Raw genomic sequence first — 26,605 nt, forward strand, 5'->3', positions numbered from 1 at the left:
ACCCGCGTCTGCGGGTTTTTTTACGCAGCTACAGCGCCTAGGCCTTGCCGACTAGCTTGTCGACGACGGGTACCAGCGCGGCCGGACGGCAGCCGAAGGCGGCCAGGCGGCCTTGCGCGTGCGGCGCGAGGTCCAAATCGTATGGCAAGCGGCCGGCCACCAGCCACAGTTTATCCTGCGGCAGCGCCTCGACCAGGCGGCGCTGGCCCTCGACGAACATGGCGTTATACGTTTGCAGCACAATTTGCTGCGCGCCTTGCGCAAAGGCGATGGCGGCAGCCACTTCCTCGTCCAGCGCTTCGGCCGACAGCGCATATTCGCGCACGTCCAGGCCCGCTTCGAGCAACGCCGGCAACATGGAGCTGCGCGCTTCCTTGTTGCGGCCCAGCGCCACTTCGTCGATTTCGCTGCGCGAACGCACTTCCACCGTCAGCAGGGTCACGGGCAAGCTGGCGTCGAGCGCGCGGTATTCGCCTTGCACGCGCAAGGCGGCCTTTTGCAGCAGCTGCGACAGGGCCATGGCGGCCGGCTGCATCAGTGCCGGCGGGACGACGGGGCGGGTGCGCCAGTCGCGCACGGCGCGGTTGCGCTTGAGTTCAGCCACGCGCGCGCAAGCCGCGTCGATGCGCGCCATGGGAATGTCACCGCGTTCCACGGCGGCGATGACGGCCTCGATGGCGGCTGTCTGCTGCGCTTCGCGGTGCGAGATGAGGACGATGTCGGCGCCCGCCTGCAGGGTGGCGATGGCGCCCTGGGCGATGCCGATACCATCGGCGATGGCCGCCATTTCCAGGCAGTCGGTGATGACGACGCCCTTGTATTGCAACTCGTCGCGCAGCAGGTCCGTCAGCACGCCTTTGGAGAGGGTGGCCGGCACGCTGGTATCGGCCTCAAAAGCGGGGAAGACCACGTGCGCGGTCATGATGGCATCCACGCCGCCGGCGATCGCCGCGCGGAACGGCGCCAGTTCCACGGCGTGCAGGCGTTCCTTGCCGTGCGGCACCAGCGCCATGGCGTAATGCGTGTCGATGGCCGTGTCGCCGTGGCCGGGGAAGTGCTTGGCGGTGACGGCCACGCCGCTGGCGCGCTGGCCGCGCATGGCCGCCATGCCGTAGTCGATGACGGTGGCGGCATCCTCGCCATACGCACGCACGCCGATGACGGGGTTGTTGCGGTTGTTGTTCACATCCAGCACGGGCGCGAGCAGCATGTTAATGCCCACCTGGCGCATTTCATCGCCGCTGATCCGGTTCATGCGTTCGCAATCCTCGATGGAGCCGGCCGCCTGGAAAGCCATCGCTGCGGGTATCGGGGTGACGCCCTGCTCGATGCGCATCACCATGCCGCCTTCCTGGTCAATCGAGATGAGCAGTGGCGTGTCGGACACTTCCGCGTTGATTTCCTGAAGTTCGCGGCACAGGGCTGACACTTGCGCGGGCGTGTGCACGTTGCGGCGGAACAGGATCACGCCGCCCACCTTCTTTTCGCGTATCAAGGTCTTGATATGCTCGTCCGCCTGCAGGGCGTCGAAGCCCACCATGAACAACTGTCCTACTTTCTCGCGCAAACCCTGCTCCATGCTGCAACTCCTCCGGTCTGTGATGATGGCATACGTATTGTGGCACCGTGGTGGCGCGTCTGGGCGATCACCGGAAAAGCTGCCTGCGTTTTGTATTTGTTTTGGTATTGTATTGGATTCAGGTTTTTGCGCAAGTGGTTATTAAGTGGTATTGCCACCACTTGCGCAATGCAGGGCTTAATCCAGGCGCTGGAACGAAACCGCCTGAGCCTTGGGCCAGTACAGGCCGAACACGGGCGGCAACTGTGGCAGCTGGCTCGGGTCGAGCAACTGGCCCGCTTCCAGGAAGGGCAGCAGGGCCGACGCCAGTTTTACCTGATTCGGCGAGATGCGCCGCACCAGGTGATGCGGACGCAGTTCCTGCGGATGCGCCAGGCCGGCAGCGGCGATCAGTTCGGCCAGCGCTTTCATGGTGTTCTGGTGGAAGTGCGCCACGCGGGCGATCTTGTCGGGCACCACCAGCGCGCGCTGGCGCTGCGGGTCTTGCGTGGCCACGCCCGTGGGACAGCGGTCCGTGTGGCAGCTTTGCGACTGGATGCAACCGAGCGCGAACATGAAGCCGCGCGCCGAATTGCACCAGTCGGCGCCCAGTGCCAGCAATCGGGCGATGTCGAAGGCCGTGATGATCTTGCCCGAGCAGCCAATCTTGACGCGCTCGCGCAGGTTGGCGCCCACCAGGGTGTTATGCACGAGCACCAGCGCTTCCTGCAGCGGCGTGCCCACATGGTCCGTAAATTCCAGCGGTGCCGCGCCCGTGCCGCCTTCGCTGCCGTCGACGACGATGAAGTCGGGCGTGATACCTGTTGCTAACATAGCCTTGACGATGGCGAAAAACTCCCACGGATGGCCGATGGCCAGCTTGAAACCCGTCGGCTTGCCACCGGAGAGATTGCGCAGGCGGTCGATAAAGTGCAGCATTTCCAGTGGCGTGGAAAAGGCGCTGTGCGCGGCCGGCGAGACGCAATCTTCGCCCACCATCACGCCGCGCGTGGTGGCGATCTCGATGGTCACTTTCGGGCCGGGCAGCACGCCGCCGTGACCTGGCTTGGCGCCCTGCGACATTTTCAGCTCGATCATTTTGACTTGCTCGGAGCTGGCGTTGGCGATGAAGCGTTCTTCGGAAAACGTGCCGTCCTGGTTGCGGCAGCCGAAGTAGCCGGAGCCGATTTCCCATACCAGGTCGCCGCCGTTTTCGCGGTGGTAAGGACTAATGCTGCCTTCGCCCGTGTCGTGCATGAAGCCGCCGCTGCGCGCGCCGCCGTTCAGGGCCAGGATGGCGTTGGCCGACAGGGCGCCAAAGCTCATCGCCGAGATATTGAAGACGCTGGCCGAATACGGTTTGGCGCGCGGGCAGTCCGGGTGATTGCCGATCTCGATGCGGAAATCGTGGCCCGTGACCTTGGCGGGAGCGATGGAATGGTTGATCCATTCATAGCCCGCTGCATACACGTCGAGCTGGGTGCCGAATGGGCGCTTGTCGGTCTGCTCCTTGGCGCGCTGGTAGACGATGCTGCGCTGGCTGCGCGAAAACGGCGTCGCCTCGCTGTCGCTTTCCAGGAAGTACTGGCGGATTTCCGGACGGATGCTCTCGAAGAAAAAGCGGAAATGCGCGAGGATGGGGTAGTTGCGGCGCAGCGCGCGCTTCGTTTGCAGCAGGTCGCTGATGCCGACCAGGGTCAGCGCACCGGCCAGCAGGGGCAGCCAGTAATGGTCATAGTAAAACAGGGACAGGACAAAGATGGCGGCCGTCGCAATGAAGGTCAGGTAGCGAAATGGTACTAGGCGCATGGGCACTCCGGTGAAGTCAGACTGATACTGCCGAGTCTACCTTCGATTTGCGCAACGTGCTGGTGGGAAAGAACGCGGCGCCCAGCGGACGCCGCGCATGATTACCGCTGTGCGGCGCGGATGCGTTCGACCCGTTCGGCGCTGGCCGGATGGCTCGACAGGTAGGGCGTGCCCTGGTCCAGCTTGCCCAGGGCGACAAACACTTGCGCCAGGTGTTCCAGCGCAATGCCGTTCTGGCGCAGCATGGCAATCGCGTAGTCGTCCGCGTCGCGTTCGACATCGCGCGAATACTTCAAGTCCAGCAGCAGCGGCGGCACGGTGGCCACCACCGTCGACACGTCGCCGAACAGCAGTGCCGCGCCGGCGCCCACGGCCGAGGTCTGGATGATGCGCCGCGTCAGGTGGCGCTGCTGCAAGTGGCCCAGCTCATGTGCCAGCACGCCCATGATGGCCTGGTCGTCCGGCAGCAGTTCCACCATTTCATCGGTCAGCACGATGTCGCCGGACGGCAGGGCAAACGCGTTCGGACCGATCTTGCTCTTGCGGAAAACGATGCGGTGCTCGGGCGTGCTGTCGCCGGGCGTGGCCAGGCGCGCGAACTGGCTGCGCAAGGCTTGCTGGCGCGTGCCAGCGAGCTTGCTCGCTTCAAACACGTGGCCGTCGAGGAAATCGAGCACGCCCTGCCCCAGCTGGCGCTCGACCGACTGGGGAATCGCATACGCGACACCCTTCGCCACCACGGGCAGCAGGTACTGATAGCTGAGCCACAGGGCCAGCACGGTGGCGACCGTGGCCAGCAGGGCGCCGCGCCAGCTTTGCTGCAGCCGCACCACCCAGCCGTCGCGGTGTCCCGTTTCGTGCAGCATGTCGTTGAAGGCCGCCTGGTCGGCGATCTCCAGGTAGGCGCCGTCGGGAAAGCTGACCTTGCGCACGGCGTGGCTGCTGCGTTCGGACACGTGCAGCTCGCCCAGCGGGCAGCTGCGCTCGATGTCGCCTGCCAGCATGGCCACGCCATCGCGCACGGACAGTGTCACGTGGTACAGGCGCGAACTCTGGCCGTCGAAATAGCGGGCGGCCAGAGCTGCGTGGTCTTCTTGCGTGTTGGCGTTCATTGCTTACATCGACAGGTCGAAGTCCAGCAGGTCGGCCATGCCTTCGCCCGTGGCCGACACTTGCTGGCCCGTGGCGGCGACAAACTCGTCCAGGCTGCCATGCACCAGCATGGACGTCGCTTCCAGGCGGTACTTCAGCCAGCGCACGTGGGCGAATGGTGCGAACAGGCCCAGCGTGACGACGACGCCCAGCAGGTTGGTCAGCATGATGAAGGTGGTGCGGCCCCAGGTCAGTTGCGACTGGAACTGGTGCTGCTGCAAGCGCGTGTGGTTCCAGATCAGGTTCTGGATCATGGTCAGGAACAACGGCAGCACGGTAAACGCCCACAGATACAGTGCGCCGATGGCAAACATCAGGCTGCCGACCTTGGTGGCGTCGTTGGCATGGGCCGCAAACGAGGCAAACACGCTGCCGAAGACGACGAAAATGAGCACCAGCAGGCCGCCCAGCAGCAGCGCAAAGAACAGCAAGTAGGTCTTGTAAAAGCTGCCGACTGTGGCGTCAAAGCTGAACGGGCTGGTGCCGAAACGGCTTTGCGTGTGCTGGAAGCGCTTCAGGCGCTGGTGCAGAAACGGCGTCATCAAGCCTGCCGTGAAGGTGTTCAGGATGGGCAGCCACAGGAAGTATTTGTAGGCTTCCCTGGCGCTGCCGCCGAAACCGAAGCGGATGCCCCGGTAGCTGGTGTTGTACAGCTTGAATTGCAGGCTTTTCCATACCAGCCAGGGCAGGATGGCGGCCAGCAGCACGAACATCAGCAGGCCCACGATGGGCGAGACACGCAGGGCGATGTTGTAGCCGCCGATCAGCACCACGGCCGCGATGCGGCCTTTCAGGATGGCGACCGCATTGCCATGGTATTCGAAGCTGCTGCCCGCCAGGTGGGTGCTGGAATAGAAATACCGGTTGCGGCGCACCTTGGCCCAGGCGGAGTAAATGCCCAGGGTGACGATGCTCAGCAGCAGGTTGACGATCCAGATACGGAAGTATTCGCTGCCGGTGGCGCTGAAGGTAATGGCCTCGCGCTGGGCGCTGTTGTTGTTGACGTCGACATCCACGGGGAAAGATCCTTACTTATGGGAAACAAAACAAGATAAGGGAAGATTGAAAAGTTATCAATTGAAAATACTGTTTTTCGCAATTTCTTTTGGTGTGCAGCCCCTTTCGCCGCGATTTTCCCGTCCCGGCTATACTGGAACTCAACCATCGCCTAACGGGAAACTCTATGATCGTCGTCCACCATCTGAATAATTCGCGCTCGCAGCGCGTGCTCTGGCTGCTCGAGGAGCTGGGCCTCGACTACGAGGTCAAGCGCTACCAGCGCGACCCGAAAACCATGCTGGCGCCCGCTTCCTTGAAAGCCGTCCATCCTCTCGGCAAGTCGCCCGTGATCACGGATGGCGCCCACACCATCGCCGAATCGGGCGCCATCATCGATTACCTGGTCGAGCGCTACGGCAATGGCCGATTGATCCCGGCGGCGGGCACGCCGGAGAAGCTGCGCTGGACCTACTGGCTGCATTTCGCGGAAGGCTCGGCCATGCCGCCGCTGCTGATGAAGCTGGTATTCGACAAGGTCGAATCGTCGCCCATGCCGTTTTTTGTCAAGCCGATCGCGCGCGGCATCGCCAGCAAGGTCAAGAGCAGCTTCATCATGCCCAATATCCATAGCCAGCTGGCCTATATGGAAGCGGAGCTGGAGAATGCCAAATGGTTTGCCGGCAATGAATTTACGGCGGCCGACATCCAGATGAGCTTTCCGCTGGAAGCGGCCGCCATGCGTGGCGGACTCGACGAGCGCCTGCCGAAGCTGACGGCGTTCTTGCAGCGCATCCACGCGCGCCCTGCCTACCAGCGGGCGCTCGAACGTGGCGGGCCCTACGATTTCGCCAAATGAGAGCACCAAACCAAACCTGCTGCGCGTCGGTATATATGGCCTGCGATGCTCACCGTACTAGAGTACGGTTGCGCTTCTCGGCCACATCTCCCTTCCGCTCGCTACGGTTTTGTTCGGTGCTGTGAGGCCGCGTGAATCCTGCCAAGGGGAATATGCTGGGAATATCCCCGGCGCCATACGGTAAAATGCCCGATTCAACCAGTATCGACTAACCGCATGGCCAGACTCCTCGCTATCGACGGCTTGAATATCGTACGCCGCGTCTACGAAGCCAGTCCTGAACCCGATTCCGACCTGAAAGCGGAGATCGCGCTGCGCCATGCGCTGTCGTCATTCCGCACGCTCATCAACGACCACGAGCCGACGCACATCCTGCCGGCCTTCGACTTTGGCGGCCCCACCTGGCGCCACGCCCTGTATGCCGGTTACCGCGAAGGGCGCCAGCCCATGCCGCAGGTGCTGCGCGACGCCTTGCCCGGCTTCTATGCCACCCTGGCCAGCTTCGGCATGCATGTGGTGAGCATTCCCGAGGTCGAGGCCGACGACGTGATCGGCACAGCCGTCATGCGCTGGCTGCACGAGGGGCGCGGCGCGGCCGTCATCGCCACCACCGACAAGGATTTGCATGGCCTGATCGCCCACGGCGCGCTGGTATGGGACCATTTCAAGGGTGTCTGGCATGACCGCGCCTGGGTCGAGAAAAAGTTCGGCGTGCCGCCGGAACTGCTGCCCGACTTGCTGGCGCTGATGGGCGACGTCACCGACAGCATCCCCGGCGTATCGAAGATCGGCCTGAAGACGGGCGCGAAACTGTTGCGTGCTTACGGCAATATCGACGCCGTGATGGCCGGCGCGGGAATTTTGCCCGGCGCACTGGGCGAAAGCCTGCGAAAAGAGCGGGAAATACTGTATCTTTCAAGAAAGTTAGTCGCGCTCAAGACGGACGTGACTTTAGGCGTGACCTGGAACAAGCTCGTGTGGGAAAAGTAAGGCACGGCGCAAGACAAGAACAATCAAGCAAGGGAAGTAATCATGATGTTAAAGACAGTCCTGATCGATAGCAGCGCCGTGGCGCGCGGCCTGCTGAACACGGTCCTGACCGATGGCGGCTACGATGTCTGCGGGCAGACGCATACCAGCGCGCTGGGACTGGCGCTGCTGGTCAAGCACCATCCGCATTTCGTGTGCATCGCGCGCGAGCAGGTGGAAGATGGGAGCAATGTGGTGCAAACCATCCGCGCCCAGTATCCGAAGACGCTCATTTTCATGGTCTCGGGCGGCATCGACGCGGCCTCGCTGCAGGCAGCCCATGCGATGGGCGTGTCGGGCTTCATCGTGAAACCCTTCATGGCCGACACGGTGCTGAAAACCGTGCGCAACACGGTTATCGCGATGGTGCGCAAGCAGCAGGCATTGGCCGCCGCACAATCGACCAATCAGCCCGGCTGAACTGGCGGCATTGTCAGGTGTCAGTGGGTCAGGTAATACAGCGCCTGGCCCAGTGACTTCCCGAGATGCAGTAAACAGTACGCAGTGGCACTCAGCAGCAAGCTCGCTTGCAGGACTAAGGGTAATGCATTCCATGCGGTGCTTATCCGGGCGTGCAGTGTGCGCATCAGCGTATCCTTTCAGTCCATGATCATGGCATGCCCGAGGCGCTGGCGATAATCCCGCCGCCCAGGCACACGTCGCCGTCGTACAGCACGGCCGACTGGCCCGGCGTGACGGCCCATTGCGCCTGGTCAAACGCCAGGCCGAAATGGTCATTCCCATCCGGCAATAGCTGGCAAGCCACGTCAGCCTGTCGGTAGCGCGTCTTGGCGGACAGGGCGCCCGCTTGTGGCGCAGTGCCGGCGACCCAGCTGGCCTGGTCGGCCGTCAAGGCGGGCGACAGCAGCCACGGATGGTCATGGCCCTGCACCACCCACAGAGTGTTATTGGCGATATCCTTGCGCGCCACATACCACGCGTCGCTGCTGCCATCGGCGTTCTGGTACGACTTCACGCCGCCGATGCCGATGCCCTTGCGCTGGCCCAGCGTATAAAAACTCAGTCCCACGTGTTCGCCCACGGTCTTGCCGTCGGCCGTTTTCATGGGACCCGGCTTGTAGGACAGGTAGCGGTTCAAAAATTCGCGGAACGGGCGTTCGCCGATAAAACAGATGCCCGTCGAATCTTTTTTCTGCGCGTTCGGCAGCGCCAGCTGCTCGGCGATCTGGCGCACTTGCGTCTTCGGGATTTCACCGAGCGGAAACAGGGTTTTAGACAATTGCGCCTGGTTCAGCCGGTGCAGGAAGTAGCTTTGGTCCTTGCTGGCGTCGACGGCTTTCAGCAGTTCATAGCGGCCCGCATCGGTGGGCGCCTGGCGCACGCGCGCGTAGTGGCCGGTGGCGATCAGGTCGGCGCCCAGGGTCATGGCGTGGTCAAGAAACGCCTTGAATTTGATTTCGGCGTTGCACAGCACGTCCGGATTCGGCGTACGGCCGGCCTGGTATTCGCGTAAGAAATCGGCGAACACGCGGTCCTTGTATTCGGAGGCGAAATTGACGGCTTCGATATCGACGCCGATGACGTCGGCCACGCTGGCCGCATCGATCCAGTCCTGGCGCGTGGAGCAGTATTGCGAATCGTCGTCATCTTCCCAGTTTTTCATGAACAGGCCGATGACTTCATAGCCTTGTTCCTTCAGCATCCATGCGGCGACCGAGGAATCAACCCCGCCGGACATGCCGATAACGACTTTCTTCTTGCTCATCTTGCTTTCCAGTTACTTTTAAATGATTGCTATGCGCGGGTCTATGCACTATTAAAGACAGACGCATGCGTGTGCAGCAGGGCCAGCGGTGCGCGCCGGCCAGCCAGGTATTCGTCCACGCACTGCAGCACCAGGGGGCTGCGGTGGCGTTCCTGGCATGCCGCCAGCTCGTCGCGCGTCATCCACAGGGTGCGGATGATGCCTTCGTCCAGCGGGCGGTCATGCTCGGCGCCGGCCGTGCCGCAAAAGGTGAAGCGCAGATAGGTCACGTCCTCGCCCGTGCGCAGTGACTGATAGCGCGACATATACATGCCGACCAGTGCCGTAGGGATGAAATCGTAGGCCGCTTCTTCCAGCGTTTCGCGGATCACCGCCTGTTCCAGCGACTCGAACGGGTCGAGATGACCGGCCGGCTGATTCAGCTTGATGCCTTCGCTGGTCTCTTCTTCAATCAGTAAAAACAGGCCGTCGCGCTCGACGATGGCGGCAACGGTGACAGAGGGTTTCCAGATTCTCGGCATGATTCCATCCTTGAAAGAGCCGACATTTTATCTTGTTCTGCGCGCGCAGTTGGAACCCTGCCTTCTGTTGCGCGGAGATATTGATAAATGACAACGTTTTAGCACATAACGGTGGGAGGTACTTACGTCTTTCCCGGGGCGCGCACTAGCATGGGAGCTGAGTCGGCAAGATGGCAGGAAACGCCCGCTAATATAGGCTTTCCGCGTGGTCAAAACAAGCGTGCACGCACGCTAGCCTGTGGTGAGATTGACACACTTTTCCCACAATATGGTCGCCGCGCCGCATGGTGAAACAAATTGGGGGATGCTGGTGAAATTAGTATCGTACAACTAAAAGTTGCTGCTTCACAAACGTTTAACGCGCTGCTTTCCGTGTTAGATTCTAGTCAGTTTATTAATTAGCGGAGGCATCATGAGGATAGGCATACCGGCCGAAACACGGCCTGGTGAAACGCGGGTGGCAGCCACGCCCGAGACAGTCAAGAAATTGGCAGCCAAGCATCAGGTCGTCGTGCAGTCGGGAGCGGGCTTGCAAGCCTCGATTCCCGACGATGCGTATGCCGCCGCCGGTGCGCTGATCGGCAGCGCCCAGGAAGCCTATGGTTGCGCCATCGTGCTCAAGGTGCGCGCCCCCGATGCCGGTGAACGGGCCTTGATGGCCAGCGGCACCGTGCTGATCGGCATGCTCAACCCGTTTGACGCCGACAATATCGCCGCCATGGCCACGGCCGGCCTGTCCGCCTTTGCGCTCGAAGCCGTGCCGCGCATCACGCGCGCGCAGTCGATGGACGTGCTGTCGTCGCAGGCGAATATCGCCGGCTACAAGGCCGTGCTGGTGGCGGCCAATACGTATCAGCGCTTCATGCCCATGCTGATGACGGCGGCCGGCACCGTCAAGGCAGCGCGCGTACTGATCATGGGCGTGGGCGTGGCCGGCCTGCAGGCGATCGCCACGGCCAAGCGCCTGGGCGCCGTCATCGAGGCATCCGACGTGCGCCCGCCCGTCAAGGAGCAGGTGGAATCCTTGGGCGCCAAGTTCCTCGACGTGCCTTTCCTGACCGATGAAGAAAAAGAAATCGCCAAGGGCTCGGGCGGCTATGCGCGCGCCATGCCGGCCGACTGGATGCGCCGCCAGGCCGAACTGGTGCATGAACGGGCGAAACTGGCCGACATCATCATCACCACGGCCCTGATCCCCGGCCGCGCCGCGCCCGTGCTGATCTCCGAAGAAACGGTGAAAGCCATGAAACCGGGTTCCGTCATCGTCGACCTGGCCGTCGAGCAGGGCGGCAACTGCCCCCTGTCCGAGCTGGGCAAGACGGTCGTCAAGCACGGCGTGTACATCGTGGGCGAGCCGAACCTGGCGACCCTGGTGGCGGCCGATGCTTCGGCCCTGTATGCGCGCAACGTGCTGGACTTTTTAAAGCTCATCATCGACAAGGACGACCAGTTGCTGATCGACCGCGAGGATGAAATCATCAAGGCCAGCCTGGTGTGTGCAGGCAGTGAAATCTTACGTAAATAATGCGGTGCCGGAGAGAATAACATCATGGAAATCAGTCACACCATCATTAACCTGATCATCTTCGTGCTGGCCATTTATGTCGGCTACCACGTCGTCTGGACCGTCACGCCGGCGCTGCACACGCCGCTGATGGCTGTTACCAATGCCATTTCCGCCATCATCATCGTCGGCGCCATGCTGGCGGCCGGCCTGACGCAAGGCCCGCTGGCGCAGGCGGCCGGCACCCTGGCCGTGGCGCTGGCCGCCGTCAACGTGTTTGGCGGCTTCCTCGTCACGCAGCGCATGCTCGAGATGTTCCGCAAAAAAGAACCGAAGGCCAAGCAAGGAGCAAAAGAATGAGTCACGCCATGAGCTTCGTCACCATGAACCTGGTGACGATGATGTACCTGATCGCCTCGGTGTGCTTCATCCAGGCCTTGAAAGGCCTGTCGTCGCCCTCGACAGCGCGCCGCGGCAATGCCTTCGGCATGAGCGGCATGGCGATTGCCGCCGTCACCACCGTGGCGCTGATCCTGAAACTGAAGGAACAGCAAACGGGCGGCATGGGCCTGACCCTCGTCATTATCGGCATCGTCACGGGTGGCGCCATCGGCGCCTACCTGGCCAAAACCGTGGAAATGACGAAGATGCCGGAACTCGTGGCGGCCATGCACTCGCTGATCGGGCTGGCGGCCGTCTGCATCGCCGTGGCGGCCGTGTCCGAACCATGGGCCTTCAATATCGCCCAGCACGGTCAGGCGCTGCCCATCGGCAACCGCTTCGAGCTGTTCATCGGTACCTTTGTCGGCGCCATTACGTTCTCCGGTTCAGTGATTGCCTTCGGCAAGCTGTCGGGCAAATACAAGTTCCGCCTGTTCCAGGGCGCGCCCGTCAGCTTCAAGGGCCAGCACATGCTCAACCTGGTGCTGGCGCTGGTGATGGTCGCGCTGGGCCTGGTGTTCTGCTTCGCCGACGGGGTGGAGCCGGCCTGGACGCCATTCATCGTCATGGCCGTCATCGCCTTTGCGCTGGGTGTGCTGATCATCATTCCCATCGGCGGTGCCGATATGCCGGTGGTGGTATCGATGCTCAACAGTTACTCCGGCTGGGCCGCGGCCGGCATCGGTTTTTCGCTGAATAACTCGATGCTGATCATCGCCGGCTCGCTCGTGGGCTCGTCGGGCGCGATCCTGTCGTACATCATGTGCAAGGCCATGAACCGCTCGTTTTTCAACGTCATCCTCGGCGGCTTCGGCGGCGCTGCGCCGGCGGCAGGCGTGGCCGGCGCGCAGGAACAGCGTCCCGTGAAATCGGGTTCCGCCGACGACGCCGCCTTCATCATGAGCAATGCGGAAACCGTCATCATCGTGCCCGGCTACGGCCTGGCCGTGGCGCGCGCGCAGCACTCGCTCAAGGAACTGGTGGAAAAGCTCACGCACAAGGGCGTCACCGTCAAGTATGCGATCCACCCCGTGGCGGGGCGCATGCCGGGCCACATGAACGTGCTGCTGGCTGAGGCGGAAGTGCCGTACGACCAGGTCTTCGAGATGGAAGACATCAACGGCGAATTCGGCCAGACAGATGTGGTGCTGGTGCTGGGCGCGAACGATGTCGTCAACCCGGCAGCGAAAGACCCGACATCGCCGATCGCCGGCATGCCGATCCTGGAGGCGTACAAGGCCAAGAGCATCATCGTCAACAAGCGCTCGATGGCTTCCGGCTATGCGGGCCTGGACAATGAACTGTTCTACCAGCCGAACACGATGATGGTGTTTGGCGATGCCAAGAAGGTGATCGAGGATATGCTCAAGGCAGTCGAGTAAGGCAATGCCTTGCGCAACTGAAGATGGCCCGCCTTGCGCGGGCCGTTTTTATTGGTCGGCCGTTGCCGTGACGACCTGGTTGCGCCCCTGATGCTTGGCGACATACAGGGCCTTGTCGGCATCCGACATGGCAGCGTCCAGGCTGGCGCCGGCGATCAGTGACGCCACGCCGATGCTGATGGTGACGTGCAACGGGCTGCCGTCGGGCAGCACGGTGACCGCCGCTGCCACGGCTGCGCGGATGCGTTCAGCCACCTGGCAGGCCTGCTGCAGGCTGGCGTCGGGGAAGAGCAGGCCAAATTCCTCGCCACCGAGACGCGCTGCCACGTCGGTGATGCGTCCCGTGTCGCGCAGCGCCTGCGCCACCGTGCGCAGCACGGCATCGCCCACCGCATGGCCATAACGGTCGTTGATCTTCTTGAAGTGGTCGAGGTCGGCCACGCCCACGCTCAGGGCGGCACCGCTGCGCGCCGCGCGCGCCATGGCTTGTTCAGCCTGGGCTTCATAGGCGCGCCGGTTGGGCAGCGACGTCAGCGCATCGTGCAGCGCCTGCTGTTCCAGCTGCGCCAGCAGGCTGGCGTTTTTTGCCGCCAGTTCGCGCCGTTCGCGTACGTCGAGCAAAAAGGCGCCGAAATAGCGCATGCCGTCGACCACGCCCAGGTCCAGCGCCTTCATTTCGATGGGAATCATCTGCGTGTCGCGGTGGCGGATGGCGAATTCGCGTATCTTGCCCAGCACGCTGGAGGTGCGCGAGCTGCGGATGTAGTTGATCACGTGGTTGTCGTGCTGCGCGCCGACGGCGTCGGGCAGCAGGCCGTTCAGGGTCTGGCCCAGTAATTCCCCGCTGGCATAGCCCGACAGTGCCTGCATGGCGCCATTGATATAGCGGATGCGGCAATGTTCATCGATGATGATGACGGCGTCGAGGGCATCTTCCAGCAGGCGGGAAAAAACTACTTCGGGAAGAGCGGCAGGCGGTGCTGCGGGCAATGCATCTGTCATGGAACGGTCGCCGAAAGCCAGGTGACAGCCATTGTCGCATCCACGGGCCGTTTACTCCAATGCCGGATATCTCGCCTGTTTCTTTTTCGCCCGTGCCTGCTCGTTACGACTGAGGGTTGCACAGGGGGGCAGGGCTAGGCGCCTTGCCGAAGACAGTACGATTAGTACGGCAAGGCATGGCAACAACGCCATGGCCCCCTTGTGCGCCCTCAGCGGCGGCCGTACATCATCAGTTCCGCTAAGCTTTTGCGCGCAGGGCTGACAACGTCTAGCAAGCCCAGCGACAGTCCCAGCAAGCCTTGCGTGGGCGCGCTGCCCGTAAAGATGCGCGCCATGGTGTCGGTGACGCGCACGGTCAGCCCCCGGTCGCCCTGGCGCAGACTGGCGTAGCGTTCCAGCCCCGCCGGGCTGCTGTCCTGCGCCAGCAAGCGGGCCAGCACGGCGGCGTCGCGCAAGCCCAGGTTCAGGCCTTGCCCTGCCACCGGGTGCAGGGTTTGCGCCGCATTGCCGATAGCGACCGTGCGCGCCGTGCCGCCCGCCTGTGCGTTCAGGCCCAGCGGATAGGCCAGGCGCGGCGTCGTGTGGGTAAAACGTCCGAGGCGGCTGCCGAAGGCGGTGCCCAGGCGCGCCAGGAAGGCTGCGTCGTCCAGGGCCAGCAACTGTTCGGCGCGCGTCGGCGGCACGCACCACACCAGCGCGTAGCCGTCGTCCTGCGGCAGCAGGGCCAGCGGGCCTTCGTCGGTGAAGCGTTCGTAGGCGCGATGGGCAATGGGTGTGCTTGCGCGCACATGGGCAATGATGGCGCTTTGAGCATAATCGCGGCTGACGGCGCGCTCTGGCTGCTGGCCGAACAGGCCGCCCTCGGCCTGCACCAGCAGGCTGGCGCGCAAGCTCGATGCGGCACCCGCCTGTTCGATCTGCACGCTGACGCCGTCGCCATCTTCCGCGCTACCCGTCACCAGCGCCGGGCGCAAGCTGGCCACGCCCAGGCGCTCGCATACATCGGCCAGCGCGCTGACGACGGCGCCGTAACGCGCCACATAGCCGAGCGCCTCGACGCCATGCTCGCTGCGGTCCATCAGGCTGCGCCCGAAATGGCCGCGGCGCGAAACGTGAATCTGGTGGATAGGCGTCGCTGCCACGGGCCAGGCGCCCGCTTCCTCGAGAATCTGGCGGCTGCCGTGCGACAGGGCGATGGTGCGCGGGTCGCGTCTGGCTTGCTCGATGGATTTGGCGTCGAGCAAGGCGATGCCGGCGGCGCGTGTGCCCCGCTGCACCAGCAGGGCGGCCAGCGCCATGCCGACGGGGCCAGCGCCACAGATGGCGAGATCGAAAGTGGACGGTGTATGCATGCGGCGGCGCTAATCCTGTGACATCAGTTGTTCGATTTCAGCGACGCTTTTGGGCGCCGTGCTGAAGACTTCATGGCCTTGCGGCGTGACCAGCACATCGTCTTCGATGCGGATGCCGGTATGCCAGAACTGCTCCGGCACGCCCGCGCCGGGGCGCACATAGATGCCCGGTTCCACCGTCAGCACCATGCCCGGTGCCAAAGCGCGCCACGGTTTGCCGGGCGCGCCCGTGTCGCGGTAGGCGCCCACGTCGTGCACGTCCATGCCCAGCCAGTGGCTGGTACCGTGCATGTAGAAAGGCAGGTAGGCCTTGTCGGCGATGACGTCGTGCACGCCACCGCTCTTTTCCCTGTCCAGCAATTTCAAATCCAGCATGCCCTGCGCCAGCACCTGCACGGCCGCCTCGTGGATGGCGCTGTGCGGCAAGCCGGGGCGCACCATGTCCAGCGCTGCCTGCTGCGCCGCCAGCACCAGTTCATACAGTGCCCGCTGCGGGCCGCTGAAGCGGCCGTTGACGGGCCAGGTACGCGTAATGTCGGAGGCGTAGCCATCGAGTTCGCAGCCGGCGTCGATCAGCACCAGTTCGCCTTCTTTCAAGACGGCGTTGTTGGCGCTGTAATGCAGGATGCAGGCGTTGTCGCCACTGGCCACGATGGAGGAATACGCGGGAAATTGCGCACCGCTACGGCGAAATTCGTACAGCAGTTCCGCTTCCAGCGCGTATTCGTGCATGCCGGGCCGCGTGGCGCGCATGGCGCGCACGTGTGCCGCGCTGGAAATGGCCGCCGCGCGGCGCATCAGGTCTTGTTCTTGCGGGTCTTTCAGCAGGCGCATGGCGTCGAGCATGCCGTTGAGTTCAATGGCCATGGCGGGCGCCGTGACGCCGCTGCGCGCCTTCTTGCGCACACTGTGCAGCCAGACCTTGACCTGTGCATCGAGGCTGCCGCCCAGCGCATAGTAAATGGCGGGGGCGTCGGCCAGCAGGCGCGTCGTTTCCACGTCGAGTTCCTCGATGGGGAAGGCCTCGTCGAAGCCGAAGGTGGCGCGCGCCGCCTCGGGGCCATGGCGGAAGCCGTCCCAGATTTCGCGCTCCGTGTTCTTGGCGCGGCAAAACAGGATGGCGCGCGCGGGTGCCGTGGCGCTGGCGGCCACCAGGGCCACGGCGCTGTCGGGTTCCGTGAAACCGCTGAGGTAGTAAAAGTAGCTGTCGTGGCGATACGGATAATCGCAATCGCTGTTGCGCGGCACTTCCGGCGCCGTGGCGAGGATGGCCACGCTGCCCGGCAGCATCTGCGCCAGCAGCGCCGCGCGCCGTGCCGCGTAATTGGCCATCATGCCGCAGGCGCCTTCGGGCTTGTACTGGCGCCGCCATTGAGCGCGTCGAGCTGCTTTGGGGTACCCACGTTCGTCCACTCGCCCGGATAGACTTCGCCGCCCACGCGGCCCTGATCTGCATACTGGCGCAACAGGTCGCCCAGTCTGGCGTGGCTGCCGGGCGCGATGCCGTCGAACATTTCAGGACGGTACACGCCGATATTGGCGAAGGTCCACTTGGTGTCGTCCGTATTGTTGATCGCAAACAAGGTCAGGCCGAAGTCGCCTTTCGGATGGAAGTCGGGATTGGGCACCAGGTAAGCCCAGGCGATGTCGCGCTGGTCGGCCGGATACGGCGTGCCCAGCACATCCTTGTCGGCCAGCACGTCGAGTACTTGCTTGAAATCAAAGTAGGGGCAATAGATGTCGCCGGAAATGGCCAGGAATGGTTCCTCGCCCAGCAAGTGGCGCGCCTGGGCGATGCCGCCCGCCGTTTCCAGCGGCGTGGTCTCGGGCGAGTACGCGATGCGCGCGCCATACGCGCTGCCATCGCCCAGGGTTTCTTCGATCAGATGGCCCAGGTGGGAATGGTTGATGACGATGTCCGTGATGCCGGCGCGCACCAGGTTCAGCACATGCCAGACGATCAGCGGACGGCCGCGCACTTTCAGCAGCGGTTTGGGACAGGTGTCGGTAAGCGGACGCATCCGTTCACCGCGGCCTGCGGCAAAGATCATGGCTTTCATGGAATACTCGTTTTCTGATTTATTTTGTACATTGCTCTGAAGTGATCAGAATGTGTAGCCGACCTGCGGCGTTTTATTCTCCAGCGCATCGAGCAAACGCACCAGCGGCTTGAGTTCCGTATAGCGGTTGGCTGTCTTGCGCACGTAGTCGAGCACGGTTGGCAGGTCGCCCATGTACAGATCCTTGCCGTCGCGGTAATTCAGGCGCGCGAACAGGCCGAGGATTTTCAGGTGGCGCTGCAGGGCCGTGAATTCGAAATCGCGGTAGAAGGCGTCGATGTCGGGATTGACTGGCAAACCCAGCTGCTTGGCGCGTTGCCAGTAGCGGATCACCCAGTCGAGCACCAGTTCTTCATCCCACTGGATATAGGCGTCGCGCAGCAGCGAGGCGATGTCGTAGGTGATGGGACCGAAGACGGCGTCCTGGAAGTCGAGGATGCCGGGATTCGGGATCGAACCATCGTTGATATGCATCAAATTGCGCGAATGGTAGTCGCGGTGCATGAATACCTGTTGTTGCGACAAAATATTCGCCGTGATGGCCTCGAAGACCTTGTCCAGCTGGGTTTGTTGCACATCCGTCAAGGTGGCGCCCAGGTGCTTGCCAATAAACCATTCCGGGAACAGATTCATTTCGCGCAGGATGAAGGCGCGGTCGAACTCGGGCAAGACGTCCGGCTGGCTGGCCAGCTGAATTTTCATCAGCGACTCGAGCGCTTCGGCGTACAGCACGCTGGCATTGTCGTGGTTCAGTGCATCGAGGTACGTGGTCGTGCCCAGGTCGGAGAGCAGCAGGAAGCCATTGTCCAGATCTTGCGCGATGATCTCGGGCACGGACACGCCGGCGCCTTTCAGCAAGCCGGCCACCTTGACAAAGGCGGGCACGTTTTCACGCTCGGGCGGCGCATCCATGGCAATCAGTGTACTTCCTGGCAATGTTGTATTGCCGGGCAGCATATCGAGACGGTAGTAGCGGCGGAAGCTGGCATCGCTGGAAGCGGGGCGGGCGGAATCGGGCGCGACGAGGTTAAGCGAGGTCAACCAGGCTTTCAACAGGGTCAGGCGAGCGTCGGTCTGGGCCGGCGCGGTGGAGGAATTGGAAGAGAATGACATTAAGCGGCCTGTGGAATCGGGTTGATGGTGCAGATTCCCATATAATAAGGGATTCAAATCAAAAAATCGCCTGTCATGGTGCTTGCCCCTTCCAATTCATGAGCTGGTTTTCGGCCTCCCCCCCTTCGCAGCGCTGGGCTTTCGCCATCAGCGCGCTCGTCGCCGCCACGACGGTGCCTGCCCACGCCCAGAAAGCACCGCGTCCGGTGCATGTGGAAGATCCCGACGCGCCCACCGTCATGACGTCAAACAGCATGAACGGACGGCCCGAAAGGGAGATCAATCTCGAGCAAAATGTCGTGATTGAGCGGGGAAAAACCACAAAAATGACGGCCGATACAGCTTGTTACAAACAAGTTGAAGATCAGTTCGACGCCGAGGGCCATATCAAGATGTGGCGTTTCGGCGATTACTACACGGGTGACGTCTTGAAGTTGAACATGGAGACCGGCAAGGGTTTCCTGCTCAACCCGACATATCGCTTCGAAGTGGGTGGCGGCCAGGGCAAGGCCGAGCGCGTCGACTTCATCAATCCCGACGAAGCCAATGTCATCGACGGCACGTACAGTACCTGCGAAGGGCCGAATCCGGATTGGTACCTGAAATCGAGCACCTTGAACCTCGATACGGGCCGCGACGTAGGCACGGGCAGCAAGACCATCATCTATTTCAAGGACGTGCCGATCCTGGGTACGCCGGGCATCTCGTTTTCGCTGTCGGGTGCGCGCCGCTCGGGCTGGCTGGCGCCCACGCCGGGCTTTGCTTCGAAGAACGGCTTCGAGCTGCTGATGCCGTATTACCTGAACATCGCGCCGAACCGCGACCTGACGCTGTTCCCGCGCTACATACAGCGGCGCGGCATCCAGCTCGGTGCGACGGGCCGCTACATGGGCGAGACGGATGCCGGTTTGTACCAGGGCGAAACGTCGGTTGAGTTCTTGCCTAACGACAAGCAGACCAAGACCAACCGCTACATGATCAAGTCCAAGCATGAGCAGGCACTGGCCAAGGGCTGGACCTATAGCTGGGACCTGCGCGACGCATCGGACAATAATTACCCGAACGATTTTTCGAAAACCGTCGCCACCGCCACCGAGCGCCAGTTGCTGCGCGAATTGCGCACAGATTACCGCACCGAGGACTGGAGCCTGACGGCGCGCGTGCAGAATTACCAGGTGCTGCAGGATCCCGATCCTTCGGTGACCGTGCCGCGCCCGTATGACCGCTTGCCGGCGGTGAACTTCCACGCTGGTAAATATGACGTCTGGGGCGGCTTCGACTGGACCTTTGACGCGGAAGCGACGCGCTTCGCCCATCCTACGCTGGTGCAAGGATCGCGCCTCGTGGCCGTGCCGCAAGTGAGTTTTCCCATCATGCGCCCAGGCTATTTCATCACGCCCAAGCTGATGCTCAATGCCAGTGCTTATCAGCTGGATAATGACGCGAGGACCAAGGCGCTGTTCCCGACGACTTCGTTTACGCGCGCCGTGCCAACCTTCTCGGTCGACAGCGGCCTGGTGTTTGAACGCGACACGAATCTGTTTGGCGCCAAGGGCGGCACGCAAACCCTGGAGCCGCGCCTGTTCTACGTCTACACGCCGTACCGCGACCAGTCGCAGTTTCCGAATTTCGATACGGCTGACGGCACCTTCAACCTGACGCAGATCTTCACGGAAAACCGTTTTGTTGGCAGTGACCGCATCGGCGACGCCAACCAGGTCACGGCGGCCGTGGTCTCGCGCTTCCTGCAGCCGGATGGCACGGAGCGCATGCGTCTGACCTTCGGCCAGCGTTTCTATTTTGCCGACCAGCGCGTGCAGCTCAATTCGACCACGCCCGTCAATCAGTCGCGTTCGGATATCCTGCTGGCAGCAACGGGCCGCGTGTCGGAGAATTGGGCCGCCGACAGCCTGGTGCAGTACAATCCCAGCGAGCGTCAGTTGATGAGTTACAACTACAGCTTGCAATATCAGCCAGGTGCCAAGAAAGTACTAAATTTCAGCAATCGTTTCCAGCGTGGCAGTTTGCGCAATGCTGAGGTGTCGACGCAGTGGCCGTTGACGGATCGCTTGTATGGCGTAGGACGCATCAGTTACTCCATCAAGGATCGTAGCATGTTGGAAAGCCTGGTCGGCCTGGAATACAAGGGCGATTGCTGGGTGTTCCGCATGGGGGCGCAGCGTTTCGTGACGACGGCCAAGACTGTCTCGACGCCGATCTTCTTCCAGCTGGAATTGACAGGCTTGTCGAATGGCCTGGGGATGGGGGCGAATGGCCTGGAAACTTTTACCAAAACCATCCCGGGTTACCAGACACTGAGCCAGCCACTCCGTTAAGATACGCACCGTTGCCGTTGCCGCCGCCGGTGTTCCCGGCGCTGGCACAAACCGGTTTTTTTATTCACCTGAACTCATGAGCGCTCTACACATTATGCGTAATGCCAGTATGCACCAACTCAAAATTGCAACGGTTTTGTTGTGCGCCGTTTCCGGCGCCACGACCAGTAGTGTCTGGGCGCAGCAGGCTGCGCCAGCGCCTGCGGCCAAGCCCGCTGCCACTGCCCCAGCACCGGCCAAGGGCTTCACGCCACCGGCCTCGAGCAGTGGCCAGAGCATCGACTCCATCGCCGTCGTCGTCAATGACGATGTGATTACGCGCAATGAAGTGGCGGCCCGTATCAAGAGCGTGGAGCAGCGCATGAAGGCGCAGAACGTGCCTTTGCCCAATCCTGCTGACCTGCGTCGTCAATTGTTGGAGCGCATGATTGTTGAACGCGCACAGATGCAGCTGGCCAAGGAAATGGGCGTGCGCGTGGATGACCTGACCCTGGACCGCGCGATTGGCCGTATTGCTGAACAGCAAAAGATGACGGTGCAAGAACTGCGCAACCAGATGGAAAAAGAAGGCACGCCGTTTGCGACCTTCCGCGAAGAAATCCGTGATGAAATCATCATGCAGCGCTTGCGCGAGCATGAAGTCGACGCCAAGATCCAGATTTCCGATTCCGAAGTGGATAACTTCCTGGAAGCGGAAAAAGCGGCGGCCAGCGAACAGGTCGAGTTGAACCTGGCGCAGATTCTCGTGCGCATACCGGAAAATTCCAGCCCTGAACAGATCGCCGCGCGCCGCGCGCGCGCCGAAGAAGTCAGCCGCCAGTTGCGCACGGGCGCCGACTTTGCCAAGATGGCCGCCACCTATTCCGACGCCAGCGATGCGCTGAGCGGCGGCGATATTGGCTGGCGCAATAGCGACCGTTTGCCGCCTTTGTTCACGGAACAGTTGATGAAGTTGAAGCCGGGCCAGATCACGCCCATCATCAAGAGCAACACGGGGTTCCACATCCTGAAGCTGGTGGACCGCCGTAGCGCGGCCGAGGCGCAAGCCGTCGCTGCCGTGCAACAGACGCATGCCCGCCATATCTTGCTGAAAATTACGCCGACCTTGTCGGCTGCCGAAGCCAAGCGCAAATTGTCGGAATTGAAAGAGCGTCTCGATAACAAGGCTGCCAAGTTCGAAGACCTGGCCCGTTTGTTCTCGAATGACGGTTCGGCGGCCAAGGGCGGCGACCTGGGCTGGCTGTATCCGGGCGACACCGTGCCGGAATTTGAAACGGCGATGAATGCGCTGAAACCGGGTCAAGTGAGCGAGCCGATTGAATCGAGCTTTGGCTTCCACCTGATCGAAGTGCTGGAACGCAAGAGCGACGACGTCTCGAAAGAGAAGCAGCGCAGTGCCGCGCGCAACGCTTTGCGCGAACGCAAGCTGGAAGAAGCGACGGAAAACTGGGCGCGCGAAGTACGCGACCGTGCCTACGTCGAATTCCGCGCGGACGACCAGTAATGCTGCCGACTATTTGTGCATGAGTAACCTGCCTGTATCACGCCGCCCGGCCATCGCCATTACCTGTGGCGAACCGGCCGGTGTCGGCCCGGAAATTTCGATCCGCGCCGCCTGGGCCATGCGGCATGAAGTCGACTGCATCCTGCTGGGCGACGCCGCCTTCCTGGCGCTGACGGCCAGCCTGATCGACCCGGAGATTCGCCTGGCGGCGCTGTCGCTGCAAGCCGTGCGCAACAACGGCTTGCCCCAGTTCGGCTCAGGTCGCCTGGCCGTGATCGATATTCCGACGGTTAACAATGTCATTGCTGGCGTGCTGGACAAGGAAAACGGGCGCTCCGTGCTCGCTACCCTGGACGCGGCCGTGGAAGGGATCCAGGCCGGCTGGTTTGGCGCCATGGTCACGGCGCCCTTGCAAAAGAGCACGATCAACGACGCCGGCGTGGCCTTTTCCGGCCACACGGAATACCTGGCAGAAAAAACCGGCACACCGCAAGTGGTGATGATGCTGGCCGGCGAACCGGGACATGGCGAACCGACCCTGCGCGTGGCGCTGGCTACCACGCATTTGCCCTTGAAGGACGTGTCTGCTGCCATCACCCCGGACAGCCTGGCCGTCACCCTCGATATCATCCAGGCGGACCTGCAACAGAAATTCGGCATCGCCGCGCCGCGCATTCTGGTGACCGGCCTGAATCCGCATGCGGGCGAGGGCGGTTACCTGGGACGCGAGGAAATCGATGTGATCGCCCCGGCGATTGCCGCGGCGCAATTGCGCGGCATCGATGCACGCGGACCGTACCCGGCCGACACCTTGTTCCAGCACAAGTATCTGGCCGATGCCGATTGCGTGCTGGCCATGTATCACGACCAGGGCTTGCCCGTGCTGAAATACGCGACCTTCGGGCGCGGCATCAATATCACCCTGGGCTTGCCGCTGATCCGCACCTCGGTCGACCACGGCACGGCGCTGGACCTGGCCGCGCAAGGGCTGGGACTGGCCGATTGCCACAGCATGGAGCAGGCCCTGCAAACGGCGCTCGACATGCTGCGCGCCAGCACCCGCGCCTGATACCCACCGGTTTTACCCCGCTACACCGCCTCTAGAATAGAAAAACAGAATATGAAACACGTTGCCCGCAAACGCTTTGGTCAGAACTTCCTGCATGACCGCTTCGTCCTCGACGACATCACGGCCGCCATCGCGCCGCAAGCGGACGATGCCATGGTCGAGATTGGCCCCGGCCTGGGCGCCATGACTGAGCAATTGCTGCGCCACCTGAAGCAAATGCATGTGGTGGAACTGGACCGCGACCTGATCGTGCGTCTGGAAAAGACCTTCAACCCGGCCAAGCTGACGATCCACTCGGGTGACGCGCTGAAATTCGATTTTGCGCAAATCCCCGTGCCGGCCGGCGAGAAGCTGCGCATCGTGGGCAACTTGCCGTACAACATTTCCAGCCCCCTGCTGTTCCACCTGGCGGACTTCGCGCCACTGGTGAAAGACCAGCATTTCATGCTGCAAAAGGAAGTCGTCGAACGCATGGTGGCCGAGCCGGGCAGCAAGGCGTATGGCCGCCTGTCCGTGATGCTGCAATGGCGTTATGACATGACCTTGATGTTCATCGTGCCGCCGACGGCGTTTGATCCGCCGCCGAAAGTGGAATCGGCCATCGTGCGCATGATCCCCGTGGCCGAGCGCCTGGCCTGCGACCAGGCCACGCTGGAAGCGGTGGTCATGAAGGCCTTCTCGCAGCGCCGCAAGGTGATCCGCAACTGCCTGGCCGGCATGTTTACGGAAGAGCAGATCAAGGCGGCCGGCATCGACCCGACCAAGCGCCCGGAAACGGTAGGCCTGGAGCAATACGTGGCGCTGGCCAATCTGCTCAAGGCACCGCAGTAATCGCCAAGGCTGGGGTCAGACCCTCTCCACCACCAGCGCCTGAGCAGGCGTCGACGTGAGTGGGGGTCTGACCCCGGCGGTGACCATCAAAACCACTGGTCGACCTGTTGTAAATCTTTGCGCAGCGCTGAAAAACAGTCGTCCACATGGTGGTTGCGACTGATTTCATTGCGCCGCATCAAGGCGATCTTGCGCTTGCAGGTGGGCTGGCGCAGCGGCGCCACGTGCAGCTCTTCGTCGTTGAGGAAAGTCGTGTACAGGCTGGGCATGATGCCCACGGCGATGCCGGCGCGCACCACGCCATACAGCGACTCGCTGTGGATCATCTGATACAGGCTCGACGGGCTCAAGCCATGCTGGCGCAGTGCGCTCGAGGCGAATTCCCAGATGCTGCCTTTGGTGAACACGACGATTTCCTGCCCGGCCAGTTGCTCCCAGCGCACTTCCTTGAGCGGCGCCAGCGCATGGCGTCCCGCCGTCACCAGCACCAACTCGTCTTCAAACAGGCCCACGCTTTCCAGCGAGACGGAACCGGGCACCTCGATACCCACGCAAAAGTCCAGCTGGCCCGAATGCAAGGCGTGCAGCAAGCCGTCATTGGGCATGTCGGACAGGACGATTTCCACTTCATCGCCATGCTGCTCGCTGTAGCGCGCCACCACCGCGGCCGTCATCGCCATGGCCGACGGGATGGCGCCGATGCGGATGCGGTGCCGGCCGCTGCCGATGGCACGCTGGATATCGGCAAAAGTGTTGCTCGCCGTATTCAATAAATGCGTGGCGTAGTCGAGCGCCAGCTTGCCTTCGCGCGTCAATTCCAGCTGGTGGGTTGTGCGGTTAAACAACTTTTTTCCCAGTTGATTTTCCAGCAGCTTGATCGACGCGCTGAGGGCCGGCTGGGTCACGCACAATTCCTGTGCAGCCTTGCTGAAGCTGTTTACCCGGGCTAAGGTGGAAAACGCTTGTAAATGTCGTAAGGAAATCTTCTTGCTCAGTTCATGCATGGGCGCTGCTTATTAGAAAAAGTAATGGATTTATAAAAATAAACAAATTTTCTTATCCCGCAATTTACCATATTCTGGACTGGTCTTTACTTGTCTTGAAAGCAATAGTATTCAGGAGAAGAGCCTGGAATGCGGTGCCGCCAGTCGCGGCGGCGCACCGGGCAAGGGATGCATCAATAAAATAATTCCAAAAAACTCAGGGTTTATTCTTTTTAGGGTGGCGGCGATGAACAAATGGATGACGGGAACGATGGTGGTGGGTGGCTTGCTGGCGGCGCAGGGCGCGGCGCAGGCGCAAAGCAGCGTGCAAGTGTATGGCTTGCTGTCGGCCGGTATCGGCTATGTGTCGGACGAGGGTAACGGCAGCCGCACGCATGCGCTGAGCGGCACGAATCAGAATCCCCGCATCGGTTTCCGCGGCCAGGAAGACCTGGGTGACGGCACCAAGGCCATCTTCGTGCTGGAAAACGGTTTTAACGTCATGACGGGCACGGCTGCGCAAAGCGGCCGTTTGTTCGGCCGCCAGTCGTATGTGGGCCTGTCGAGCAATGACAAGGGCACCCTGACCCTGGGTCGCCAGTACGAAGCCGTCAAGGACCTGCTGGGCCCGGTGGTCATCGCCAGTAACGGCGTGCACATCGGCGACAACGACAATGGCTACAACAACCTGCGCGTGCAAAATGCCGTCAAGTATGTCAGCCCGAACATCAGCAACTTGTCGTTCACGGGCTTGTACGGTTTCAGCGAGAACCCGGCAGACTCCAACCGCAACCGCGTCTACAGCATGGGCGCCGGCTACAAAGTCGATGCCTTCAGCTGGGCCGTCGCCTATACCAGGATGGACCACCCGAACAGCCCGGACGCGCCGAATGGCGCCATCGGCAACGACTACGGCAGTTCCCTGTTGATCTTCAACAAGAGCGCCGTCAAGGGCGCCGGCGTGGACAGCCAGGCCATCGCCGGCACGGGAGGCTTTTATAATGTGGGCAGGACCAAGTTTGGCGCGCTGTACACCAACGTGCGCTACCACTACCTGGATCAAAGCAATCTGACCTTGCAAAACGTGGACCTGAACGTGAACCACAAGCTGACGGAAGCACTGAACCTGGGCGCGTCGTATTTTTATACCACTGGTAAATACGACGTGATCAACAAGACGCCGAAATGGCATCAGGTCAACTTCCAGGCCGATTACTTCCTGTCCAAGCGCACCGATGTCGCCGTCACCTGGAGCTACCAGAAAGCGGCCGGCGATGCGACGTTCGCCCGCGTGTTCGGTTTCGGCGCCTCGGGCGGCAAGACGCAAAGCGTCTTGATCGTCGGCATGCGACATTATTTCTGAGTCTGATTCATCGTT

The 26,605-nt window shown here is 62.0% G+C and carries 23 protein-coding genes; 11 read left to right on the plus strand and 12 right to left on the minus strand.

Annotated features, from left to right (window positions below; genetic code table 11):
* Nucleotides 1-37: 37 nt before the first annotated feature.
* The 4 genes from nagZ to ACQ4WN_RS06070 form a co-directional block, all read right to left on the minus strand.
* Nucleotides 38-1,579, minus strand: coding sequence for a beta-N-acetylhexosaminidase (gene nagZ, locus ACQ4WN_RS06055; RefSeq protein ID WP_436550707.1), 1,542 nt, complete (start codon nt 1,577-1,579; stop codon nt 38-40).
* A 177-nt stretch (nt 1,580-1,756) separates the two neighbouring features.
* Nucleotides 1,757-3,367, minus strand: coding sequence for an FMN-binding glutamate synthase family protein (locus ACQ4WN_RS06060; protein WP_436550708.1), 1,611 nt, complete (start codon nt 3,365-3,367; stop codon nt 1,757-1,759).
* A gap of 101 nt (nt 3,368-3,468) precedes the next feature.
* Complete coding sequence (locus ACQ4WN_RS06065; RefSeq protein ID WP_436550709.1) at nt 3,469-4,479, minus strand: M48 family metallopeptidase; 1,011 nt, start codon at nt 4,477-4,479, stop codon at nt 3,469-3,471.
* A 3-nt stretch (nt 4,480-4,482) separates the two neighbouring features.
* A complete protein-coding gene (locus tag ACQ4WN_RS06070; protein ID WP_436550710.1) occupies nt 4,483-5,535 on the minus strand; it encodes a YjgN family protein in 1,053 nt (350 codons plus the stop codon).
* 167 nt (nt 5,536-5,702) lie between these two features.
* Here ACQ4WN_RS06070 and ACQ4WN_RS06075 point away from each other — a divergent pair, with 167 nt between their 5' ends.
* From ACQ4WN_RS06075 to ACQ4WN_RS06085, 3 genes are all read left to right on the plus strand, one after another.
* The gene (locus tag ACQ4WN_RS06075; RefSeq protein ID WP_436550711.1) at nt 5,703-6,374 is read left to right on the plus strand and encodes a glutathione S-transferase; all 672 of its coding nucleotides are present in this window, start codon (nt 5,703-5,705) and stop codon (nt 6,372-6,374) included.
* A gap of 216 nt (nt 6,375-6,590) precedes the next feature.
* Nucleotides 6,591-7,364 (plus strand): 5'-3' exonuclease, encoded by a 774-nt coding sequence (locus ACQ4WN_RS06080; RefSeq protein ID WP_436550712.1) that lies wholly within the window; start codon nt 6,591-6,593, stop codon nt 7,362-7,364.
* Nucleotides 7,365-7,409: 45 nt separating this feature from the next.
* Nucleotides 7,410-7,823, plus strand: a complete 414-nt coding sequence (locus ACQ4WN_RS06085; RefSeq protein WP_436550865.1) for a response regulator — start codon at nt 7,410-7,412, stop codon at nt 7,821-7,823.
* A gap of 190 nt (nt 7,824-8,013) precedes the next feature.
* On the opposite strand, the gene mnmA is transcribed toward ACQ4WN_RS06085, so the two are convergent.
* Together mnmA and ACQ4WN_RS06095 are read right to left on the minus strand one after the other, a co-directional pair.
* The gene (gene mnmA / locus ACQ4WN_RS06090) at nt 8,014-9,129 is read right to left on the minus strand and encodes a tRNA 2-thiouridine(34) synthase MnmA (RefSeq protein WP_436550713.1); all 1,116 of its coding nucleotides are present in this window, start codon (nt 9,127-9,129) and stop codon (nt 8,014-8,016) included.
* A 41-nt stretch (nt 9,130-9,170) separates the two neighbouring features.
* Nucleotides 9,171-9,650 (minus strand): NUDIX hydrolase, encoded by a 480-nt coding sequence (locus ACQ4WN_RS06095; protein ID WP_010401817.1) that lies wholly within the window; start codon nt 9,648-9,650, stop codon nt 9,171-9,173.
* Nucleotides 9,651-10,062: 412 nt separating this feature from the next.
* Here ACQ4WN_RS06095 and ACQ4WN_RS06100 point away from each other — a divergent pair, with 412 nt between their 5' ends.
* From ACQ4WN_RS06100 to ACQ4WN_RS06110, 3 genes are read left to right on the plus strand one after another with little or no spacing between them, the layout of a single operon-like run.
* Nucleotides 10,063-11,175: a Re/Si-specific NAD(P)(+) transhydrogenase subunit alpha gene (locus tag ACQ4WN_RS06100; protein WP_436550714.1), complete on the plus strand. Its 1,113-nt coding sequence runs from the start codon at nt 10,063-10,065 to the stop codon at nt 11,173-11,175.
* 24 nt (nt 11,176-11,199) lie between these two features.
* Nucleotides 11,200-11,514, plus strand: a complete 315-nt coding sequence (locus ACQ4WN_RS06105) for an NAD(P) transhydrogenase subunit alpha part 2 (protein ID WP_034778841.1) — start codon at nt 11,200-11,202, stop codon at nt 11,512-11,514.
* Between the two features lie 8 nt (nt 11,515-11,522).
* Nucleotides 11,523-12,977, plus strand: coding sequence for an NAD(P)(+) transhydrogenase (Re/Si-specific) subunit beta (locus ACQ4WN_RS06110; RefSeq protein ID WP_436550866.1), 1,455 nt, complete (start codon nt 11,523-11,525; stop codon nt 12,975-12,977).
* A 48-nt stretch (nt 12,978-13,025) separates the two neighbouring features.
* Here the strand turns inward: ACQ4WN_RS06110 and ACQ4WN_RS06115 are convergent, their stop codons facing one another.
* From ACQ4WN_RS06115 to ACQ4WN_RS06135, 5 genes are all read right to left on the minus strand, one after another.
* Complete coding sequence (locus ACQ4WN_RS06115) at nt 13,026-13,979, minus strand: GGDEF domain-containing protein (protein WP_436550715.1); 954 nt, start codon at nt 13,977-13,979, stop codon at nt 13,026-13,028.
* A 209-nt stretch (nt 13,980-14,188) separates the two neighbouring features.
* The gene (locus ACQ4WN_RS06120; RefSeq protein WP_436550716.1) at nt 14,189-15,331 is read right to left on the minus strand and encodes a UbiH/UbiF/VisC/COQ6 family ubiquinone biosynthesis hydroxylase; all 1,143 of its coding nucleotides are present in this window, start codon (nt 15,329-15,331) and stop codon (nt 14,189-14,191) included.
* A gap of 9 nt (nt 15,332-15,340) precedes the next feature.
* The gene (gene pepP / locus ACQ4WN_RS06125; RefSeq protein ID WP_436550717.1) at nt 15,341-16,666 is read right to left on the minus strand and encodes a Xaa-Pro aminopeptidase; all 1,326 of its coding nucleotides are present in this window, start codon (nt 16,664-16,666) and stop codon (nt 15,341-15,343) included.
* Entirely contained in the window at nt 16,663-17,391 is a 729-nt protein-coding gene (gene murU, locus ACQ4WN_RS06130) for an N-acetylmuramate alpha-1-phosphate uridylyltransferase MurU (protein ID WP_436550718.1), read from the minus strand. The genes pepP and murU overlap by 4 nt, the downstream gene beginning before the upstream one ends.
* Before the next feature lie 45 nt (nt 17,392-17,436).
* Nucleotides 17,437-18,504 (minus strand): aminoglycoside phosphotransferase family protein, encoded by a 1,068-nt coding sequence (locus ACQ4WN_RS06135; RefSeq protein WP_436550719.1) that lies wholly within the window; start codon nt 18,502-18,504, stop codon nt 17,437-17,439.
* Between the two features lie 98 nt (nt 18,505-18,602).
* Between ACQ4WN_RS06135 and ACQ4WN_RS06140 the strand changes: the two genes are divergently transcribed.
* From ACQ4WN_RS06140 to rsmA, 4 genes are all read left to right on the plus strand, one after another.
* Nucleotides 18,603-20,840, plus strand: a complete 2,238-nt coding sequence (locus ACQ4WN_RS06140; protein WP_436550720.1) for an LPS-assembly protein LptD — start codon at nt 18,603-18,605, stop codon at nt 20,838-20,840.
* A 109-nt stretch (nt 20,841-20,949) separates the two neighbouring features.
* Nucleotides 20,950-22,344 (plus strand): peptidylprolyl isomerase, encoded by a 1,395-nt coding sequence (locus tag ACQ4WN_RS06145; RefSeq protein WP_436550721.1) that lies wholly within the window; start codon nt 20,950-20,952, stop codon nt 22,342-22,344.
* Nucleotides 22,345-22,363: 19 nt separating this feature from the next.
* Entirely contained in the window at nt 22,364-23,413 is a 1,050-nt protein-coding gene (gene pdxA / locus ACQ4WN_RS06150; RefSeq protein WP_436550722.1) for a 4-hydroxythreonine-4-phosphate dehydrogenase PdxA, read from the plus strand.
* 51 nt (nt 23,414-23,464) lie between these two features.
* Nucleotides 23,465-24,244, plus strand: a complete 780-nt coding sequence (rsmA, locus tag ACQ4WN_RS06155) for a 16S rRNA (adenine(1518)-N(6)/adenine(1519)-N(6))-dimethyltransferase RsmA (protein WP_436550723.1) — start codon at nt 23,465-23,467, stop codon at nt 24,242-24,244.
* Between the two features lie 86 nt (nt 24,245-24,330).
* Here the strand turns inward: rsmA and ACQ4WN_RS06160 are convergent, their stop codons facing one another.
* Nucleotides 24,331-25,248 (minus strand): LysR family transcriptional regulator, encoded by a 918-nt coding sequence (locus tag ACQ4WN_RS06160; protein WP_436550724.1) that lies wholly within the window; start codon nt 25,246-25,248, stop codon nt 24,331-24,333.
* Between the two features lie 226 nt (nt 25,249-25,474).
* On the opposite strand from ACQ4WN_RS06160, the gene ACQ4WN_RS06165 reads away from it, so the two are divergent.
* The gene (locus ACQ4WN_RS06165; protein ID WP_436550725.1) at nt 25,475-26,590 is read left to right on the plus strand and encodes a porin; all 1,116 of its coding nucleotides are present in this window, start codon (nt 25,475-25,477) and stop codon (nt 26,588-26,590) included.
* Nucleotides 26,591-26,605 lie beyond the last annotated feature (15 nt).

Origin of the sequence: Janthinobacterium pasteuri (assembly GCF_051380775.1) — a bacterium.
Taxonomy (GTDB): domain Bacteria; phylum Pseudomonadota; class Gammaproteobacteria; order Burkholderiales; family Burkholderiaceae_D; genus Janthinobacterium.

Excerpts from the sequence above, each read along its gene's own strand:
- nagZ (WP_436550707.1), bottom strand. The coding sequence starts at position 1,579 with ATGGAGCAGGGTTTGCGCGAGAAAGTAGGACAGTTGTTCATGGTGGGC.
- ACQ4WN_RS06060 (WP_436550708.1), bottom strand. The coding sequence starts at position 3,367 with ATGCGCCTAGTACCATTTCGCTACCTGACCTTCATTGCGACGGCCGCC.
- ACQ4WN_RS06065 (WP_436550709.1), bottom strand. The coding sequence starts at position 4,479 with ATGAACGCCAACACGCAAGAAGACCACGCAGCTCTGGCCGCCCGCTAT.
- ACQ4WN_RS06075 (WP_436550711.1), top strand. The coding sequence starts at position 5,703 with ATGATCGTCGTCCACCATCTGAATAATTCGCGCTCGCAGCGCGTGCTC.
- ACQ4WN_RS06080 (WP_436550712.1), top strand. The coding sequence starts at position 6,591 with ATGGCCAGACTCCTCGCTATCGACGGCTTGAATATCGTACGCCGCGTC.
- ACQ4WN_RS06085 (WP_436550865.1), top strand. The coding sequence starts at position 7,410 with ATGTTAAAGACAGTCCTGATCGATAGCAGCGCCGTGGCGCGCGGCCTG.
- mnmA (WP_436550713.1), bottom strand. The coding sequence starts at position 9,129 with ATGAGCAAGAAGAAAGTCGTTATCGGCATGTCCGGCGGGGTTGATTCC.
- ACQ4WN_RS06095 (WP_010401817.1), bottom strand. The coding sequence starts at position 9,650 with ATGCCGAGAATCTGGAAACCCTCTGTCACCGTTGCCGCCATCGTCGAG.
- ACQ4WN_RS06100 (WP_436550714.1), top strand. The coding sequence starts at position 10,063 with ATGAGGATAGGCATACCGGCCGAAACACGGCCTGGTGAAACGCGGGTG.
- ACQ4WN_RS06105 (WP_034778841.1), top strand. The coding sequence starts at position 11,200 with ATGGAAATCAGTCACACCATCATTAACCTGATCATCTTCGTGCTGGCC.
- ACQ4WN_RS06110 (WP_436550866.1), top strand. The coding sequence starts at position 11,523 with ATGAGCTTCGTCACCATGAACCTGGTGACGATGATGTACCTGATCGCC.
- ACQ4WN_RS06115 (WP_436550715.1), bottom strand. The coding sequence starts at position 13,979 with ATGACAGATGCATTGCCCGCAGCACCGCCTGCCGCTCTTCCCGAAGTA.
- ACQ4WN_RS06120 (WP_436550716.1), bottom strand. The coding sequence starts at position 15,331 with ATGCATACACCGTCCACTTTCGATCTCGCCATCTGTGGCGCTGGCCCC.
- pepP (WP_436550717.1), bottom strand. The coding sequence starts at position 16,666 with ATGATGGCCAATTACGCGGCACGGCGCGCGGCGCTGCTGGCGCAGATG.
- murU (WP_436550718.1), bottom strand. The coding sequence starts at position 17,391 with ATGAAAGCCATGATCTTTGCCGCAGGCCGCGGTGAACGGATGCGTCCG.
- ACQ4WN_RS06135 (WP_436550719.1), bottom strand. The coding sequence starts at position 18,504 with ATGTCATTCTCTTCCAATTCCTCCACCGCGCCGGCCCAGACCGACGCT.
- ACQ4WN_RS06140 (WP_436550720.1), top strand. The coding sequence starts at position 18,603 with ATGAGCTGGTTTTCGGCCTCCCCCCCTTCGCAGCGCTGGGCTTTCGCC.
- ACQ4WN_RS06145 (WP_436550721.1), top strand. The coding sequence starts at position 20,950 with ATGCACCAACTCAAAATTGCAACGGTTTTGTTGTGCGCCGTTTCCGGC.
- pdxA (WP_436550722.1), top strand. The coding sequence starts at position 22,364 with ATGAGTAACCTGCCTGTATCACGCCGCCCGGCCATCGCCATTACCTGT.
- rsmA (WP_436550723.1), top strand. The coding sequence starts at position 23,465 with ATGAAACACGTTGCCCGCAAACGCTTTGGTCAGAACTTCCTGCATGAC.
- ACQ4WN_RS06160 (WP_436550724.1), bottom strand. The coding sequence starts at position 25,248 with ATGCATGAACTGAGCAAGAAGATTTCCTTACGACATTTACAAGCGTTT.
- ACQ4WN_RS06165 (WP_436550725.1), top strand. The coding sequence starts at position 25,475 with ATGAACAAATGGATGACGGGAACGATGGTGGTGGGTGGCTTGCTGGCG.